Origin of the sequence: Burkholderia sp. Z1, assembly GCF_014893795.1 — a bacterium.
GTDB classification, from domain to species: domain Bacteria; phylum Pseudomonadota; class Gammaproteobacteria; order Burkholderiales; family Burkholderiaceae; genus Burkholderia; species Burkholderia theae.
Genome location: NZ_JACFYL010000002.1, coordinates 3,285,460 through 3,300,830, shown reverse-complemented (window position 1 = coordinate 3,300,830; position 15,371 = coordinate 3,285,460). Strand labels below are relative to the sequence as shown.

10 protein-coding genes are annotated in these 15,371 nt (G+C 61.1%); 6 read left to right on the top strand and 4 right to left on the bottom strand.

Features of this window, described 5'->3' with window-relative positions; genetic code table 11:
* Positions 1 to 16 precede the first annotated feature (16 nt).
* The 3 genes from H3H55_RS31635 to H3H55_RS31625 all read right to left on the bottom strand — a co-directional run bounded on the left by H3H55_RS31635 (position 17) and on the right by H3H55_RS31625 (position 4,082).
* Positions 17 to 1,144, bottom strand: a complete 1,128-nt coding sequence (locus H3H55_RS31635; protein WP_193101803.1) for a J domain-containing protein — start codon at positions 1,142 to 1,144, stop codon at positions 17 to 19.
* An 88-nt stretch (positions 1,145 to 1,232) separates the two neighbouring features.
* Entirely contained in the window at positions 1,233 to 1,550 is a 318-nt protein-coding gene (locus H3H55_RS31630; RefSeq protein ID WP_193101801.1) for a DUF4148 domain-containing protein, read from the bottom strand.
* A gap of 153 nt (positions 1,551 to 1,703) precedes the next feature.
* Positions 1,704 to 4,082, bottom strand: a complete 2,379-nt coding sequence (locus tag H3H55_RS31625; RefSeq protein WP_193101799.1) for a DNA polymerase II — start codon at positions 4,080 to 4,082, stop codon at positions 1,704 to 1,706.
* Positions 4,083 to 4,630: 548 nt separating this feature from the next.
* Between H3H55_RS31625 and H3H55_RS31620 the strand changes: the two genes are divergently transcribed.
* Genes H3H55_RS31620 through H3H55_RS31610 form a run of 3 tightly spaced genes read left to right on the top strand, consistent with a single transcriptional unit; the run spans position 4,631 to position 11,003 of the window.
* Positions 4,631 to 7,363, top strand: coding sequence for a type VI secretion system Vgr family protein (locus tag H3H55_RS31620; RefSeq protein WP_193101798.1), 2,733 nt, complete (start codon positions 4,631 to 4,633; stop codon positions 7,361 to 7,363).
* Positions 7,360 to 9,351, top strand: a complete 1,992-nt coding sequence (locus H3H55_RS31615; protein ID WP_226800432.1) for a phospholipase D-like domain-containing protein — start codon at positions 7,360 to 7,362, stop codon at positions 9,349 to 9,351. The genes H3H55_RS31620 and H3H55_RS31615 overlap by 4 nt, the downstream gene beginning before the upstream one ends.
* Positions 9,351 to 11,003: a tetratricopeptide repeat protein gene (locus tag H3H55_RS31610; RefSeq protein ID WP_226800431.1), complete on the top strand. Its 1,653-nt coding sequence runs from the start codon at positions 9,351 to 9,353 to the stop codon at positions 11,001 to 11,003. Before H3H55_RS31615 ends, H3H55_RS31610 begins: the two co-directional genes overlap by 1 nt.
* Before the next feature lie 477 nt (positions 11,004 to 11,480).
* Here the strand turns inward: H3H55_RS31610 and kdgT are convergent, their stop codons facing one another.
* Positions 11,481 to 12,500 carry a 2-keto-3-deoxygluconate transporter gene (gene kdgT / locus H3H55_RS31605; protein ID WP_193101796.1) on the bottom strand — a complete coding sequence of 340 codons (1,020 nt, stop codon included), beginning with the start codon at positions 12,498 to 12,500 and terminating at the stop codon, positions 11,481 to 11,483.
* Between the two features lie 280 nt (positions 12,501 to 12,780).
* Between kdgT and kduI the strand changes: the two genes are divergently transcribed.
* Genes kduI through kdgR form a run of 3 tightly spaced genes read left to right on the top strand, consistent with a single transcriptional unit; the run spans position 12,781 to position 15,369 of the window.
* Positions 12,781 to 13,617, top strand: coding sequence for a 5-dehydro-4-deoxy-D-glucuronate isomerase (gene kduI / locus H3H55_RS31600; RefSeq protein ID WP_193101794.1), 837 nt, complete (start codon positions 12,781 to 12,783; stop codon positions 13,615 to 13,617).
* 4 nt (positions 13,618 to 13,621) lie between these two features.
* Positions 13,622 to 14,428 (top strand): 2-dehydro-3-deoxy-D-gluconate 5-dehydrogenase KduD, encoded by an 807-nt coding sequence (gene kduD, locus H3H55_RS31595; protein WP_193101792.1) that lies wholly within the window; start codon positions 13,622 to 13,624, stop codon positions 14,426 to 14,428.
* A 59-nt stretch (positions 14,429 to 14,487) separates the two neighbouring features.
* Complete coding sequence (kdgR, locus tag H3H55_RS31590; protein ID WP_193101790.1) at positions 14,488 to 15,369, top strand: DNA-binding transcriptional regulator KdgR; 882 nt, start codon at positions 14,488 to 14,490, stop codon at positions 15,367 to 15,369.
* The last annotated feature ends 2 nt before the right edge of the window (positions 15,370 to 15,371 follow it).

Sequence of the window (15,371 nt, the reverse complement as noted above, 5' to 3'; positions counted from 1 at the left end):
GAGCGCGCGGGCTCGCTTAGAACGAATCGTCGTCGAAGCGGGACGATGCGTGCCGGCGCTTCATGTCTTTCAGCCAGTCCCTGACCTTTTCCGGATCGTCGAACTCGCGCAGCGCGATGCTCAGGTCGTGGTTGCTGCGCTGCATACCTGCAATGTCGCGCGTGAGCATGCGGACCACGGTATCGGGCGCCACCTTGACGGTCGGCGCGATGCCGTAGGTTCGCCGGAAATCGGTCTCCACGTGCTGGATCTCCTGATCCAGCTCGCGGATCTGTTCTTCCAGGATGCCGTTGTAGCGCATCAACCGGTCTTCACCGAGGCCGTTGATCGCGCGCCGGTCGATCTGTTCGATCTCCAGCTGCAGTTCCAGCAGCTGCAGGAGATTGCCTTTCGCATACGCGTGGTTGACCCGCTGCATCAGCACGGTCTTGCGTTCCTGTTCGCGAGGATCGGATTCGCGATCGGGGTGCAGCGCGCTGGCCAGCTTGCGATAGACCTCGCGGATCGACTTGCTCGATTCGGCCTGCTCGGCTTCGCGTTTGGCCTGCGCGGCCGACTGTTTGGGCGATTTCTTGCGCTTGGCGCGCTGTGCCTCGCGGGCCTCGTGCTGGGCCATGTCCCGCTTGAACTGTTCGTCCAGTTCGGCTTGCAAACGCTCGGCAAGTTCGTCGGGCGACAGCGTGTTGAGATCGTCCGCCGGTTCAGCGGCGGGTGTCGGCGCCGATGCTCGCTTCGACGGTGCGCGATCGACCGCTGCGTTGCTGTCGTCGCCGGATGCGTTGTGCCGGTTGTAGATGACTTTCAACTGCGGGTCGTCGCTGACGTCGAGCAGGTTGCGCGCCATATCGACGATCAGCTCGGACAGCGTGCGTTGTTCTGCCTTGCTCAAGCCCTTCTGCAGGAACGCGTCGTCGAGCCGATGGAGCATGCCGATCCGCAACGCCGTCGACGCCTGTTCGAGCGGCAACAGCCCGTCGACGAATTTTTTCTGGAAGACCGGCAAAACGGCGTCCCATGCACCGAGACGTTCGCGCCGTTGTTCGATCTGCTTGACGAGCGTATTGAACGTCTTCTGGGCTTTCGACAGGCTGGCTGTCTCGTGGTGGGGCGCGATGGCGACCGCGGCTCCGCGACGTGCGGTCATGATGGGGGTTCTCCGGCCGCGGCGGGACGCGCGGCAGGCCGGTATTTTAGCCGGAACGGCATTCTCGCCCGCAACGACCGGCGGCGCGTTACGGCTTCGCCGTCGCAGCTACCGGCGCGCCCGAATCCATGCCCGGCGCGCCGTTCGACCCGTACGCCGCTTCGGCGCTCTTGTGTTCGGCGAGGCGCTTGGCGGCCAGGCGTTCCTGCGCGGCGACGATGTCGCCCGGATAGTTGTCGCCGTTGCCGGCGATCGGCTCGTAGCCGACCGATTCGAGGTCGAACAGTTCCTGGCGCACTTGTGCGCGCGTGAGCGTCGAGTGCGACGATTGCGCGTACGACGCGGCCGGTGCGGCGAGAAGGACGGTAGCGGCGGCAGTGGCGATGGTGACGATGATGGATTTCACGGTTTCCTCAGACGTTTTCGTTGCGGTTCGGCATGAATTCGCCTGGCTGAACCGACGAGACAAGTTTAGGAACCCGGACCGGCCGGATAAATGGCGATTCGTGGCGAGCTGTTTTCCAGAATGATCAAGAGTGACGGGCGCGCCAGCGTGCCGTCAGTCGCCGAACAGCTGCCCCTGCCCGGAGATGACGCGTTCGAAATCGTCGCGCAGGAACGGCAGGATCGCATCGGCGACCGGCTGAAGCTGGCGGCTCAGGTAGAACGCGTAGTCGATCGGCGAGCGCATCGTCTCGAGCGGCTCGGGGCCGGCCGTCGTCATCACGTAGCTGATCCAGCCGCCGCGCTGATACTGCTGCGGCCGGCCCTGCGCGTGGTTGAACTCGTCGGCGATCCGCGCCGCGCGCACGTGCGGCGGCACGTTGCGCTCGTACTCGCGCAGCGGCCGGCGCACGCGCTTGCGGTAGACGAGCTGGTCGTCGAATTCGCCGGCCAGCGTGCGTTGCACGTAGTCGCGGATGAAATCCTGGTACGGCTCGCGCCTGAACACGCGCCGGTACAGCTCGCGCTGGAACTGCTGCGCGAGCGGTGTCCAGTCCGTACGCACCGTCTCGAGCCCCTTGAAGACGAGGTCTTCGCCGCCGTCGGCCGTCGCCGCGAGGCCCGCATAGCGCTTCTTGCTGCCTTCCTCCGCGCCGCGCACGGTCGGCATCAGGAACCGTCGGTAGTGCCGCTCGTACTGCAGCTCCAGCGCGCTTTCGAGCCCGAATTGATCGTGCAGGTGCGCCTGCCACCAGCGGTTCACGTGCTCGACGACCGCGCGGCCCTTGCGTTCGGCTTCGTCGTCGTCGTGCGCTTGACCGAGCCACACGAACGTCGAATCGGTATCGCCGTAAATCACTTCGTAACCCTGAGCTTCGATCAGCTCGCGTGTGCGGTGCATGATCTCGTGGCCGCGCATCGTGATCGACGACGCGAGGCGCGGGTCGAAGAACCGGCAGCCCGTCGAACCGAGTACGCCATAGAACGAATTCATGATGATCTTCAGCGCCTGAGACAGCGGCGCGTTGCGCTGCCGCTTTGCGTCGTCGCGGCCTTCCCACACGCGGCGCACGATATCGGGCAGGCAATGCGCGGTGCGCGAGAAGCGCGCGCCGAGAAAGCCGGGCACCGACGCGTCGTCGCCGGGGTTCGCGAGCCCTTCGATCAAGCCGACCGGATCGATCAGGAACGTGCGGATGATCGACGGATAGAGGCTCTTGTAATCGAACACGAGCACCGAGTCGTACAGCCCCGGGCGCGAATCCATCACGAAGCCGCCGGGGCTGTTCTGTCCCGTCACGTCGCCGAGGTTCGGCGCGACATAACCGAGCCGGTGCATGCGCGGCAGGTACAGGTGCGTGAACGCCGCGACCGACCCGCCGGTGCGATCGGCCGCGAGCCCCGTGACGCTCGCGCGTTCGAGCGCGAAGGACAGCAGGTCGGTCTTGTCGAAGATCCGCGTGACGAGCTCGCAGTCCTTCAGGTTGTAGTGCGCGAGCGCGGGCTTGTCGTGATCGAAGCGGCGCTGGATCTCGTCCATCCGCTGGTACGGGTTGTCGATCGACTTGCCTTCGCCGAGCAGCGACTGCGACACGTATTCGAGGCTGAACGACGGGAACGTCCACGTCGCGGATTTCAGCATGTCGATGCCGTCGAGGATCAGCCGGCCGGCCGCACCCGCGAAGAAGTGGTCGGGCTGCTGACCGTGCGCGCGCCAGTCGAGCACGCTGCCGCCGCGCCCGAGCTTCAGCGGCACGCCGTATTGCTCCGCGTGCGCGTGCAGGATGCGCAGGTCGAACTGCACGAGATTCCAGCCGATCACCGCATCGGGATCGTGTTCGTCGAACCAGTCGTTGAGCCGCGCGAGCATCGCGGGCCGGCTGTCGCAGTAGTCGAGGCGGAAGTCGATGGCGCTGGCATCGGCATCGCCGTTCGGCGGCCCGAGCATGTAGACCTGCCGTTGCCCGCAGCCTTCGAGCGCGATCGAATACAGCTCGCCGTGGACGCTGGTTTCGATGTCGAGCGACACGCAGCGCAGCGCGGGGCGGTAGCCGGTCGCGGTTTTCAGTTCGGCGGCGCTCAGCGTGCCGTCGCTGCCGGGCTGGCCGCGAAACTGCACGCATGCGGTGATGAAGCGCTCCATCGCGTAGCGGTCGGGCGGCTGCACGTCGGCTTCGTAGACGTCGACGCCGGCCGCGGCGAGGCGCTTCTGGAGCCCGGACAAATGGCGGTAGCGCCGGCAATAGAGGCCGACGACCGGGCGCTGCCGAAAGTCGCGCAGCGCGAGCGGGCGCAACTCGGCATCGCGCTCGCCGGCCAGCGTGCGTTCGGCGAGCGCCTGCTGTTCGCCCGGAATGAACGCGACGGCTTCCTGCGGGCGCAACCGCACGCGGCGCGGACCATGTTCGGTTGCCAGCCAGAACTCGATCTCGATGCCGGTCGCGGTGTCCCGCCAGTGGCGGGTGAGGATGAAACCCTGCTCGAACTCCGTCAAAACGCTTGCTCGTCGTGGATGCCCAGGCGGCGGATTTTAGCGCTTGGGCGGGGGGCGTGCCGATGGTGGGCGCGTACGGGTGCGAGTGGGTTGTGCGCTGCAGCAGGGCGGTGGAGGGCTTGTCAAACGGCCGCGGGGATCGTTTCGCCTCACTGAGGGCAGGAAGCAGGAGGGGAAAGATGCGTTGATGCAGGAGCAGAAAACGGACACGGCAGAAACCGGTGGCAGGTGCCGTAGGCCGCGAATTGGCGAAGGGCATCCCGCTTTGCATTCAACAGTGCTGGCGGTCGTCCGGGGCACGCCACGACAAGGACTGCACCGAACCGGGGTTGATAACCATCCAGGATACGTGCTATCGCAACGATACTCATTTCAAAATGCTTTCAAAAGCATATAAGAATAATTTCATTTGTGTCTTTGCGGCGCCATCGTGCGGTCAAGTTTTGTCAGGCTAGTGCCACATATGTCGGAGTGCAGCTAGAATCGCCTCGGAGAGCCCATGTCATATTAATGACAATAAGTAAGCAAAAAGTAAGAAAGGGATGGGAATGGATGCGCAAGATATCGTGAGGGCCTTTCAGGGCGGATTGCTTCAACAAGACCGCCTGCTGAAACTCGACACCCCGCTTGGCCCCAACGTGATGCTGCCGCAACGTGTGGTGGGTTGGTCTCGCATCGGACGGCACTACGACTTCACGCTCGATGCGCTGTCGACGCGCAGCGATCCCAAACTGAAAAAGTTGATTGGGCAACCTATTACCCTGTGGACTCAACAGGCGAACGGGTCCTACCTTCCGCGGCACGGCTATGTCTATTCGATACGGAGGCTGGGAGCGGAAGGTGGGCTGACCAGCTACCAGATCGGATTTGCATCGTGGATGAATTTCCTGAAGTTTCGCCGAGATCAACGTATCTGGCAGGATAAGCCGGTCGATGAAATCCTCAGCGACGTCTTTAATGCACATCTGCAGGCGAAAGGTCAGTTTAAGTTCGCACTTTCAAACCCGCTTCCGCCGAGGTCGTATTGCACGCAATACGAGGACGACTGGAACTTCGTTCATCGGCTGATGGAGGCTGAAGGTCTGTTCAGCATCTGGACGCAGGCTGGCGACGGCAAATCGCATACGCTGACAGTCACCGATCGCCTGGACACATGTGAACCACTCGCTCCACAGTCGGTTCAGTTCTCGCGTGATGGTGCAAATAGCGAGGTCGATGCGCTGGTTCAATGGTCTGGAGTGCGAACCCTGCATAGCGCCGCGCTGACGACCCGGACGTTCGACTACAAGAGTCCGTCCTCCCTCGGCAATCCAAAGGGCACCAATGTACCAACGATGTCCTCCGAATTGCCCGAACAGCTGGAGATGTACGAGTACACGGGTCCGTACACCTATCTGAAGCAGGAACGGGGAGACCACCTCACCAAAGTGCGGATGGAGGAGTGGGAATCGAGTGCCAAGCGGTTTTACGGTACGGGTGGCCTGCGCGCAGCCGATGCGGGCAAGTGGTTCGAACTCACTGGACATCCGGAACACGATCGAGATTCTGCCGAGCGGCGTGAATTTGCGATCATCGAAACGGTATGGTTGATCGAGAACAACCTCCCTGGATCGAGCCATCACGCAAACTTCCCGCATGGCCTGCAGGATCGGCTGGCCGAAGCAATGGCGAGCCAAAGCGCCGGAAGCTCATCGATCGTAGCGCACGATGATGGAGCCAAAGGCTTCTTTCTCGTCGAGATCGAGACGCAAAGAAAGTCCGTTCCGTATCGCAGCCCGTTCGAACACCGAAAGCCGGTCATGCAGATGCAGACAGCGACGGTGGTTGGTCCGCAAGGTCAGGAAATCTACACGGATGAACTGGGGCGCGTGAAAGTGCAGTTTCACTGGGACCGGATCGGGCAACGTGACGAGCGTAGCTCGTGCTGGGTGAGAGTCGCGCAGCCGTGGTCCAGTGCCCAATTCGGTGGTATCCAGTTGCCGAGAATCGGTGACGAGGTAGTAGTGCCATTTTTCGACGGCGACCCTGATAGGCCGGTGATCACGGCCCGTGTAGGGAACGGCTCGAATCGGCCACAGTGGAATCTTCCAGATCAACACGCGCTGTCGGGCTTCGTCAGCAAGGAGATCGGGGGAGCGCAGAACAACGTCTGGCTGAAGGATGACACGGCGGGCCAAGTTCAAACCCAGATTCGGAGCGATCACCTCGAGTCTGGGTTGCATTTGGGCTACTTGACACGTGTGAGCGAACCCGCCGGGCGCGGCGAGAAGCGCGGCGAAGGTGCTGAGTTGCGGACGGACGGTCATGTCGCGGTGCGCGGTGCGCGTGGCTTGCTCTTGTCAACATATGCTCGCTCGGGGGCGACCGGTGACACGGTTAGCGTCGATGAGGTGAATCTTCAGCTCGCGAACGCTCAGGATATAGCCGCTAGCGTTGCGCAGTCGGCTCAGGCTGCGAGAGCGCAAGACGGCGAGCAGAAGGCTGTAGTTGACTCGTTGAAGGCCCAAGCGAAGGCGATTCAAGGTGGCGGTACGCTCAAGCAGTTCGAGCAGCCGCATCTGGTGCTGGCCAGTCCGGCAGGTGTAGCGGCCACAACTGACGAGCAGATTCACCTGAGCAGTGGCAAAACCACAGCAGTTACCACTGGCGAACATATGTCTGTCAGTACGGGCGGTGGATTCTTTGCCAGTGCACGCCGGGCGCTTCGCCTATTCGCCTATGAGGCTGGCATGCGGCTCGTTGCGGCGGCTGGTGACATTGACGTAAAGGCGCTCAAGGACAGCATCAATCTGCTGGCGAAACTGAATGTGACAGTCACAGCTACCAAGATCACGATCAGTGCGCAGCAGGAAGTTGAGATCAATGGCGGCGGTAGTTATACCCGCTGGACGGGTGGACAGATCAAAAGCGGCACGTCGGGCGGCTTTGAGGTGCATTCGGCAAGCCAGACTTTCGTTGGGCCGGACAGTGTCAGTACGCCGAGTATCCCGGCATTGCCGCCAGAGAAGGAGCAGTTGCACTTCGCGTTGAGGGCCTTGCCCGGTGATGGACATCAGATCGCCAGCGAGCCCTATGACTTGTATAAGGGCGGCGCAAAGATCGGCGAAGGCGTCACGGATCAGTTCGGGCGCATCGTCGTGAAAGATCACGAATCCGGCACGCCTGCGTACACAGCTAAATTGAGTAACGGGGCGGAATACGATTTGGACGTGAAGGATGCGCTTAACGATGACCCTGATCACATCGATCAGCGAACCAATCGCGGCGAACGGAACGCTTGAGCACGTCCCTTCTGACTTTCATCATTGAGGTAAACGTGGCAGATTTCCCGCTCAAGACTCACAAGTCATCAAAAGTTGCGGTTGACGAAAAAACCCGGCAAGCAAGGGGCTCGCTTCAATGGCTCCTCGAAGGCAGGGACAAGATTCCCATCACGCGCGGCAATACCCTGAGCTTCATCGTCAACTCTGAAGACGGATTCAAGTCGATCGCGAAAGACCTGAAGGAAGCAAAGGCGACGGCGGACATCATATGCTGGGGGTTTGATCCGGGCATGGAGCTTGAGAGAAGCGGCGGTAAATGGCGACGCGGTCAGACTTATGGAGAGTTGCTCGACGAGATTACTCAGCGCAAGGAAAATCCCGTTACGGTTCGCTTGCTCGTATGGTACGAACCAGACCCGGTCGTTTGGTCACAAGCGAACAACATGCCGGGATTTACAGATAGTTCGGATTACTATCCGAACAAATGGGCCTTGTCTTCTCCCTATGACAGCCAAGAGCGTCAAGACTACTGTATCGCGTGGTGGGCGAAGAATTTGCCGAAGGGGCGCAGCAACGCAGGGGCGAATCCCAATCTGCGTGTCGTCTTGCGGAGTGTTTCCCGAAACGATGCGATCGCTTTGCTCAAGATGCAGGCCCCGACGGTGCAGGAAGATGAGGACACGCGCGGCCGGGTCGAGCAGGCTGGGTTTGAAATGGCTGCGACGCACCACCAGAAACCCGTCCTGATCGACTACGACTATGATCAGGGTAGCAAGGCTATTGGCTACGTCATGGGTCTCAACTCGGTTACGGATTACTGGGACGGTTCGGAGCACAAGGTAGACGATGAGCGTCGGGAGCGTTGGGTAGATTCTGCGTTGAAAGGTGAGACTGATCACCAGAAAGATGCCGAAGGCGAGGCAAGCGGCTCTGTTTACGAGCATTCCAAACCTTTCCAGGACTACGCATGCCGGGTTCAAGGCCCCGCACTCGCGCAATTGAAGTACAACTTCGAGAATGGATGGGCGGCGGCGCTTGAGCAACCATTGCCGTTCGACAAGCCGCCGGCACCACCGGCAAAGATCAAGACGGTGTCGGGCAGTCCTGCGCATCTTGTCCAGATCGTTCGCACGCAGCCGCACGAACTTGAAAAATCAATCAAGGAAATTTATTTTCAGGCAAGTAGCTGCGCGCACAATTATATTTACATGGAGAACCAGTATTTCTTCTATCCTGAATTTTCTCGGCATCTGACTAAAACTCGTAAGGAATTTTGCGATAAATGGGTCGAGAAATCGCATAAACCCGTTACTGAGATCCCGAAACTTCACTTGTTTATCGTAATTCCTCATCCAGAACGGAATCAGATGATCCCACGCACCTACGATACATTAACGGGACTGGGGTATGGTCAGAAGGTCGATGGTATTGAGGCGATGCCGGAACAACGAGCACTTTCGGATAAAGGTAAGCTCGATCAGAAGTACCCGAATTCTCGCAAGGGACCAAAGGGAGGGCAGGTCCTCGACCGCCCGAGCGTCCAGGATCTTGAGCGCCAGCTAGGGCTTGAAGTGACCGTAGCCCGGTTGCGTACAAGCGGTCCTGATGCGAAAGGTAATATGGCCTACCGTGAAATTTATATCCACTCGAAGTTGATGATTATCGACGACGCTTTTATCACTGTGGGCAGTGCAAACCTGAATCAGCGTAGTATGTCGGTGGACAGCGAGATCAATATCGCAGCCACTGGATCCCTCTATGCTGCTAATCTGCGGAAGCGGGTGTTTGCCTTGCATTCCGGTGGCGAAAATGAGGGTAGCAACAACCCGGACGAGCTTCCCGATAAGTTCAAACTTTGGAAAAAAACGATGAATGACAACCTGTCCAAAATGAGAAAGAAGCAACCGATGACAGGTTTTCTGTTGCCGTTCGAAGACCACCGTTCCACGACGCAGCTTTTGGGGCAGGTTGACGTTCCATCATCCAGCGACACAGCGGCTGTCTGATGAATGAGATCATGCGATTTCTTATTCGCGTTGCACGCTTCGCGGCCTTGATGGTGTGCTGCATGCAGATGCTTCCGGTTCATGCAGGACTTCTCGATTCGCTGCATCCCAAGATCAATGCCACTATGTCCGATCTGCCACGCTACGAAAAACTGCCGCCCTTCAACCCGCACCGTAAAGAGTTCAGCTGTGTCTATCAGGCACAAAGGGTTCCCGCCTTTGAACCGCAGGCTGAGATGTGGTTTCAGCAGGCCGTCGCCCTGGACAACCCGAATATCAGGAACATCGACTACGCAAAGATGTATCAGTTGTACTTGCAGGCCGCCGAGAGAAACCATTGGAAAGCGATGCTCAATCTGGCTTCGTTGATTCTGCGCGATGACCCGGGTGTACCGGAGCACGATCCGGAGACGGCAATCCGCTGGGTAGAAAAAGCAATGACGCTAGGCGCGCCGGATGCCTACGATCGGATGGGGGTGTATCACCTGAACGGTGTAGTCAAGGGCGGTAATGCTTCGACTGGCTATGCGTTCTTCCAGCGTGCAGCGGATATGGGGAGCGCGGCCGCGATGACTTTTCTGGGCGACAAGATGTCGGGGACCTACGATGATCCCGGCGGCGAATTCTGGGGCAATTTGCCTGTTGCTACCAAGATGCTGGAGTGCGCACTTGCTCAAGGTTATGGGGTTGCTGCAGACAAACTGTCGTATATCTATCGCGACACCACGCCGGAGTCGAAGGCTCGCGCACTTCATGTTTTGCACGAGGGCGTCAAGCTAGGTTGCGCAGAGTGCGCGGACAATCTGTCGACAGAATTCAACGGATTTGGGCTGACGCGTGGAGAGAACCTTATTGGTCATATCGACAAGGCGCGTGCTCAACGCTACAGCAAGATTGGCGACGTACTAAAGCTTTATGATGGGCGTCTGAGGCTTCCTAACCTGGACAAGGTGTTGCCGCTACCGCCTGCGCCACTGCCCAAGTGGAATGGTGATGTCCAAACGTTGATCAATGCGGCGAAGGCGGTTACTCCGCCGGTCAGATCACAAAAAGGCAACCTGCAGCAGGGGCGCCTTTTTGTGCCGGACGGCTATGCCGTCGCCGCACTGGAAACGAGTACGCTTGCAGTTGGTGGCGATCAATGGGTGCCCAAAGCTGGTTACTGGCTGGCGCTGTACGGCTCTTCGACTGAACCGGATGGCCGACTGATTGCTCGATCAGGGCTGCCCGAGCGTTTCGAAGCTGGCGAGCGATTTGAACCACCCGTACATGAATGGTTGTCACCGGATCGGGTGCAATGGTATTTCCTCGGCGAAGCGTACCGCCTGCCGCCACAGCGTACAGATTTTCTTGCGAATCTGACTCAGGCGGGGATGCTGCGCGAGGTTGAGGCACAACCATCGGTATTGAGATGTGCAGGTGACGATAGCTGCCCGGAAACAGGGATATGGGGGAGTCGCGTCGAGGACGACCATCCGATGGCGATGCTGTACAACCGCTGGGATCAACAGGCGTTCATTGAAAAGGGGCAGGCCTTCCCCCAGCCTGGCGACCGATTCATCGACATTGCGATCAATGATGTCCAATGGACGTATCTGGGCAGTCCGAATGCAGAAACTGGCACGTCAGGCATATACGCCGTCAGTTTGTAAAGATGTAGCGCAAGCTGTATTCGGCTAAAAATGGGGCGTCGGGTCATTGTAGTTGGTGCCGCGCTCGTGCCCCATGGAGGTACCGGTGACACGGATTCAAGCACAGTCACCATCAGCGGAAAACCTGTCATTCGACGTTGTCGATGCCTTGAGTAGGTCCGACGTATTCGCGATTTGAGGTAATACGATGAAGTCGGTCACGAATTCATTCTTGAGTTGCAGCAACGGAATGTTCCGTTCCGCTTCGTCACGGAGAGGGGCAGCATGCCACGCGGATCCTTCAACCATGTCGAATGGGGCAAGCAAGGAGTTCGAGATCGATCACGTCCGCAAGAAGATAGTGCAAACTCGGCTTCCGGGCTCTCGACCATCGACCAACAAAACCCCGAAAAATCACTGATTCTCCGGGGGTTTTTATGCCATCGAAGATTGGTTGCCTCGAAGCGGGTGCCTGAGGGCGGACTCAAACCAGCACCCTCAAACATGCCCCTCATGCTCGACCACCCCACCGCGCGCCGATCGCCCCGCAACCACCAACGGCGCCCCTGACATCCGTGCCGCCCGCTTCGCCCACATCGCCGTCAGAATCGGCACGAGAATCGCCGTCACGAGGCAAGCGGTCGCGACGATCGCCGTCGCGGCCGGCACCATCGGTTTGAACTTCGGAATCATCTCGCCGATGATCGCCGGGTTCGCGACCGCGGCGCCGGCCGTCGACGACGCCGCAAGCCCCGCAGTCCCGTTGCCGCCGCCGATGAATTTATCGGCGAGAATCAACGGCACCCCCGTCACGACGATCACCGCGAGCCCGAGCGCCACTCCCGGCAGCCCGCTTTTCGCGATCACGTTGAGATCGATACCGTTGCCGAGCGCGAAGCCGAAAAACGGGATCAGCGGATGCACGCAGCGCCCGAACAGCTCGCGCAGGTCCGCATCGAGGTTGCCGAGCGTGAAGCCGATCAGGAACGGCAGCACCGCGCCGACGAACAGCCGCGTCTCGAACACCGCGACGCCGGCCGCGCCAAGAATCAGCATGCTGACGAGCGGCCCCGATTCGATCGACATCAGCACGAACGCGCCGGCTTCCTCCTTGCTGCCGTACTGCTGCATCACGGCCGCATAGAGGCCGCCGTTGGTCATGTCCATCGACGTCGTGATCGCGAGCAGCGACAGGCCCGCGAAGAGGCCCGTCCGGATGCCTTCGTCAGGGATGAACTGCGCGGCGATCAACGTCGCGAGCCACGCGATCACGATCTTCGTCGCGAGCAGCGTGCCCGATTTGCGCAGCACGACGCCCGTCGCGCGCAGGTTGATCGTCGCACCCATGCAGAAGAACCACACGGCGAGGATCGGCACCGTGCCCGCGATCAGGCCATTGGTGAACGAGCCCAAGTACTTCCCGGCGTTCGGTGCGAACGTATGCACGCACGCGCCGAGCAGCATCGGGACCAGCATGAGTCCGCCCGGAATGCGGTCGATGGCCTGTTTCAGCTTCACGTCTCCTCCGTGGACGTCGATGCGTCCCATTGTCGAATGATGTCTGCTGACTGACTATAGAACATGATTCGGAACGTCGGTCCGTTTTTGTGAACTTGCCGGGTAGTCGTATACCCGTAACTCAATATGACGCTGATAATAAAGAGAATAATGGCGCCGCAGCGCGCGATGAAGAATTCGGTTCATCGTTCCGAATTTACGAAATCTGTGCGTCAATTCATCGTATGACCACCGATCGCACAGGCGTCGGCGGCCCGTCCATTCCCCACGGAGAACCGGCATGGAAGTGCGGCAAGGCATACACAGCGAACACGCGAAGACGCTCGACACGGCCGGGCTGCGCCGGCATTTCCTGGTGGAGAACGTGTTCGCGCCGGATGCGCTGTCGCTGACCTACAGCCATATCGACCGCATCATCGGCGGCGGCGCGTGGCCGGCCACACGGCCGGTCGAGGTGCCCGCGTCGATCGGTGCGGCGATGGGCGTGAGCCATCTGCTGGAGCGGCGCGAACTGGGCGCGATCAACGTCGGCGGGCCCGGTTGGGTCGAGGTCGACGGGCAGCGACACGCGGTGGGCACCGAGGAGGCGATCTACATCGGGCAAGGCGGGCAGGGTGTCGTATTCGGCAGCGACGATCGCACGCATCCCGCGAAGTTCTACCTGAACTGCGCGCCCGCGCACACCGCTTATCCGACGCGCACCATCACGCTCGCGCAGGCGTCGCCCGAAACGCTCGGCGACGCGGCCACGAGCAATCGCCGCACGATCTACAACTTCATCGTGCCCGACGTGCTGCCCACGTGCCAGCTGTCGATGGGGATGACGAAACTCGAGCCGGGCAGCCTGTGGAACACGATGCCGTGCCACACGCACGAGCGCCGGATGGAGGTGTATTTCTACTTCAACCTTGCCGACGACGCAGCCGTGTTCCACATGCTCGGCGAACCCCAGGAGACGCGCCACGTGGTCGTGCACAACGAGCAGGCCGTGATCTCGCCGAGCTGGTCGATCCATTCGGGCGTCGGCACGCAGGCGTACACGTTCATCTGGGGGATGGTCGGCGAGAACCAGGTGTTCAAGGACATGGACCACATCGCCGTCGCCGACCTGCGCTGACACCATGAAACGCGATAACCCCGATCTTCCTTCCGCCGACGCGCGTTCCGCGCTCGCCGACCTGTTCGACCTGACCGGCAAGGTTGCGATCGTCACGGGCTGCAACACGGGGCTCGGCGCGGCGATGGCCGTCGCGCTCGCGTCGGCCGGTTGCGACATCGTCGGCGCGAACCGCTCGTCGCCGGATACGACGTCGGCGCGTGTCGCGGCGGCCGGGCGGCGTTTCGTCGACGTGCGTGCGGACCTGTCGACGCTCGAGCCGGTCGAGCGGATCGTCGCCGGTGCGGTCGATGCGTTTGGCCACGTCGACATCCTCGTCAACAACGCGGGCATGATCCGGCGCTGCGACGCGCTCGATTTCACCGAGGCGGACTGGGACGCCGTCATCGACGTGAACCTGAAGAGCGTGTTCTTCCTGTCGCAGGCCGTCGCGCGGCAGATGGTGCGACAGGGACGCGGCGGCAAGATCGTGAACGTCGCGTCGATGCTGTCGTTCCAGGGCGGCATCCGCGTGCCTTCGTACACGGCGTCGAAGAGCGGCGTGCTGGGTCTCACGCGCCTGCTCGCGAACGAATGGGCCGCGCACGGGATCAACGTGAATGCGATCGCGCCCGGCTACATGGAGACCGACAACACCGCGCAATTGCGCGAGGACAGCCGGCGCAGCGACGAAATCCTCGGCCGCATCCCGGCCGGCCGCTGGGGCGTGCCCGACGATCTCGCGGGCGCGGTCGTGTTCCTCGCGTCGCGCGCGTCGGACTACGTGCACGGTCATGCGCTCGCCGTAGACGGCGGGTGGCTCGCGCGCTGACCGTGGCGCGCGGCGGACGCGTTATGCTTTCCCGATTCGCATCTCACGGATTCATGCAAATGACAGCAACGCCCAGGCAGCGCAAGCACGATCAGGCGAACTTGGAGCCGGGAGCCGGCCAGCCGGAGGCCGGCGGTGTCGAGAAGGCCGATTCGGTCGCGGCCGTCGGGAAGGTCTTCACGATCCTCGCGGCGCTCGGTGATCGCCGCGAAATCGGCATCAGCGAACTGTCGCAGCAGCTCGGCATGTCGAAGACGACGGTCCATCGCTTCCTGCAGACGCTCAAGGCGCTCGGCTACGTCGCGCAGGAAGGCGAGACCGATCGCTACCGGCTGACGATCCGGCTGTTCGAGCTCGGCAGCAAGGCGCTGGAGAGCGTCGACCTCGTGCGCGAGGCCGATCTCGAGATGCGCCGCATCGGGCAATTGACGCGCGAAGCCGTGCATCTCGGCGCGTTCGACGAGGACGCGATCATCTACATCCACAAGATCGATGCCGATTACGGGCTGCGCATGCATTCGCGGATCGGCCGGCGCAATCCGCTCTACAGCACGGCGATCGGCAAGGTGCTGCTCGCGTGGATGGCGCCCGACGAAGCGCGAGCGGTGCTGGCCGGTATCGAGTTCAGGAAGTCGACCGCGAAGACGCTGTCGTCGGCGGACGCGGTGATGAGCATCCTGCCGCACGTGCGACAGCAGGGCTACGGCGAGGACAACGAAGAGCAGGAAGACGGCCTGCTGTGTCTCGCCGTGCCCGTGTTCGACCGTTTCGATCGCGTGATCGCGGGGTTGTCGATTTCGTTTCCGACGATGCGCTGCGGCGCGGATACGAAGGCGCATTACGTCGCACTGCTGAAGGCATCCGGGCGAGCCATTTCTGAACGGCTCGGGCACCACGCGGAAGCGGCCGGCGTCGCGCCGGAGAAGGTCGGGCATGACTGAGC

What these genes read in the sequence shown, in the direction of transcription:
- H3H55_RS31610 (WP_226800431.1), top strand. Translation starts at nt 9,351, where the DNA reads ATGAATGAGATCATGCGATTTCTTATTCGCGTTGCACGCTTCGCGGCC.
- kduD (WP_193101792.1), top strand. Translation starts at nt 13,622, where the DNA reads ATGAAACGCGATAACCCCGATCTTCCTTCCGCCGACGCGCGTTCCGCG.
- kduI (WP_193101794.1), top strand. Translation starts at nt 12,781, where the DNA reads ATGGAAGTGCGGCAAGGCATACACAGCGAACACGCGAAGACGCTCGAC.
- kdgR (WP_193101790.1), top strand. Translation starts at nt 14,488, where the DNA reads ATGACAGCAACGCCCAGGCAGCGCAAGCACGATCAGGCGAACTTGGAG.
- H3H55_RS31635 (WP_193101803.1), bottom strand. Translation starts at nt 1,144, where the DNA reads ATGACCGCACGTCGCGGAGCCGCGGTCGCCATCGCGCCCCACCACGAG.
- H3H55_RS31620 (WP_193101798.1), top strand. Translation starts at nt 4,631, where the DNA reads ATGGATGCGCAAGATATCGTGAGGGCCTTTCAGGGCGGATTGCTTCAA.